Origin of the sequence: uncultured Virgibacillus sp. (genome assembly GCF_947495635.1) — a bacterium.
In the GTDB taxonomy this organism is placed as follows: Bacteria; Bacillota; Bacilli; order Bacillales; family Amphibacillaceae; genus Virgibacillus; species Virgibacillus salarius.
The window spans coordinates 1-2,339 of record NZ_CANMAB010000187.1 but is presented as its reverse complement, the minus strand read 5'-3'; the positions used below and the strand labels follow the sequence as shown (position 1 = coordinate 2,339).

Below are 2,339 nucleotides of genomic sequence, written 5' to 3'. Positions count from 1 at the left end.
TAATAGCTACTAGAGGAAGCGTAAATCTGAGCATGTAGTGATAAGGAATGAGCGAATTTTGCTCCGTTTTTCTTATTCATGGGAAACAGGTGGAAATTGTACTTTGAAAAGGTTAATGCTTCTATCGCATTTATTGGAAAATAAGCATGGTTAAGGAATGTGTTGTAAGGAAAGTGAGGAGTGCTAATGAGGTATGCTATCGGAATTGATATTGGCGGTACGACAGTGGAAGCTGGTATCGTCAACGAGAAAGGAGACTTAATTCAAAAGGAGTCAGTCCAAAGTGACCCCTCAAATAAAGAGAAAATGTTTCTACAAGTTATTCAATGTGTAAACCAACTCCTAAATCATTCTAGTATTCCAGAGGATGAGATATACGGGATTGGTGCTGGTATTCCTGGAAAAATAGATCGTAGAAATGGGGTAGCGGTCTTTCAGAATAACCTTCCATGGTCTAATTTTCCAATAGTTCATCGTCTACGGGAAGCGCTAGGAATCGATAATATTGTAATTGATAATGATGTATATATGGCAGCATTTGCGGAATGGAAAGAGGCAAAAATGCTTGAGGATGAACTATTTGTTTATATTACGATTAGTACAGGGATTTCTTGCTCCATTATTCAAGGGGGAAACTTTATAAGGGGAGCAGGCTTTGCTGGGGAGCTGGGATTGATACCCGTTTTTACACACACAGCTGATCATAGCATGGAAAGATTAGAACATGCTGCATCTGGCCCAGCTATGCAAGCGAAGGCAAGGTCCATTTATGTCAATGAAGCATTAGTAACGAAAGATATTTTTATTCATTTTACTCGAGGAGAGAGCAATGCAAGTAGATTGGTGGACGAAATGATTCATGCATTAACCCAAGGTGTTTACATGATTAATAGTATATTAGATCCGCACAAGATTGTTTTTGGTGGGAGTGTTGCAACATATAATCCCTATATATTACCTTTACTAAAGGATAAGTTAAAAAATTACTTGATTGAAGAACAACTACATATTCTTCAAAACATGGAAATAAGTAATTTGAATAATGGTCAAGGAATTATCGGTGCAGGTTTACGTGCATTCAGGTAAGGAAATTTATAGAAAAAGAGGTTGTACATTTTAGTGGACTAAGCATAAATAAGTAGAAAAGTAATGGGAATGGAATACTTGATCCATACAGTAGATACATAGTAAGGTTCACAATCAGCTTGATTAGAATAGAGATGCACTTTTTGGGTAGAGTGCATTTTATTTGGGATAGAAAGGGAAGCCTCCAACCTATAGCTAGGGTGATATAACGTTAACACGATCTATTCAAATGAAGCTAGACAAATTCGCTTTACCAGTCAACCTGAATCCTCCATATAATTCTAGACTACATAAGAGTGGGCACTTGTGTAACCTTAACATCCAGCTATGCTATTAAAGGTAAACAAACAACTATGACATGGGAGATGGAATGTATGCAGTCTGTCATAACGTGGGGATTAAGAATTTCCATTGTATCCTATACGTTTCTACACCTTGTAACTTACTTTTTTGAAAAGAGATTATTGCTGTATGCTTTAGCATGTTGTGGTTTATTTATACTAATATTTGCTAGTTTATCAAAGACGTTAAGACAATTTAAACTCCCCTTTTTCCTATTTATCACCGGCTTTATTATCCTCCTATTTTCTAAAGTCTCTATTGGGGAGGGACTATATAGTGGACTATTGCAAATGCGAAGCATCGTTGGACTTTTAGTCATTGTACCAATGATCAGTTGAGTACTTCGTGAAGAGCCTTATATCGAGGACATCATGGGAATGGCGCATAAATCTTTGAATACAAGTAGAAAGTTTTATCTAGGGATGATGTCATTAACGCAGGTTTTTTCTTATTTTCTTTTATTCGGTGCAATACCGATGATGTATCAATTCATTAATCAAATCCTGTATAAGAAAAAAACTGAAGCATGGGAAAACTATAAAGGAACAGCCCTCTTACGGTCTTTTGCTTTATCTACGATGTGGGTAGTGAGTATTCCTAGCTTCATTTTTGCAGTGGAAACGATGAATGCCTCGCTGTGGATTTGTATTTTACAAGGATTTGGTATTTCCGTTTGTGGGACAATGATTGCGGTACTATTTTCGTATTTTCAAGAAAAGCATTATGGTGTAAATTTGACATACGGGCTACAGGATGAGATTGCTGAAATATTACTTCATGCTGATCCAATTGAGGAAAGAAAGAAAAAAGTGATCGAATTTATTTTTTTATTTCAAGTTAAGAAAGTATAAAATCAGTGCAATGACTGCGTTAAGCCAAGTAGTTATTTTGAAATGTTTGATGTATATTGG

3 protein-coding genes are annotated in these 2,339 nt (G+C 36.1%); all 3 read left to right on the top strand.

The genetic code is table 11. The annotated features are described in order from the left end of the window. Window positions 1-186: 186 nt before the first annotated feature. Window positions 187-1,086 carry an ROK family protein gene (locus Q1A47_RS20350; protein ID WP_121605762.1) on the top strand — a complete coding sequence of 300 codons (900 nt, stop codon included), beginning with the start codon at window positions 187-189 and terminating at the stop codon, window positions 1,084-1,086. 374 nt (window positions 1,087-1,460) lie between these two features. Beyond that, window positions 1,461-1,766, top strand: a complete 306-nt coding sequence (locus Q1A47_RS20345; RefSeq protein ID WP_026679601.1) for a hypothetical protein — start codon at window positions 1,461-1,463, stop codon at window positions 1,764-1,766. Window positions 1,767-1,805: 39 nt separating this feature from the next. After that, window positions 1,806-2,279 carry a hypothetical protein gene (locus tag Q1A47_RS20340; RefSeq protein ID WP_166530233.1) on the top strand — a complete coding sequence of 158 codons (474 nt, stop codon included), beginning with the start codon at window positions 1,806-1,808 and terminating at the stop codon, window positions 2,277-2,279. Window positions 2,280-2,339 lie beyond the last annotated feature (60 nt).

Coding starts and splice junctions, on each gene's coding strand:
- Q1A47_RS20340 (WP_166530233.1), top strand. CDS start 1,806: ATGGCGCATAAATCTTTGAATACAAGTAGAAAGTTTTATCTAGGGATG.
- Q1A47_RS20350 (WP_121605762.1), top strand. CDS start 187: ATGAGGTATGCTATCGGAATTGATATTGGCGGTACGACAGTGGAAGCT.
- Q1A47_RS20345 (WP_026679601.1), top strand. CDS start 1,461: ATGCAGTCTGTCATAACGTGGGGATTAAGAATTTCCATTGTATCCTAT.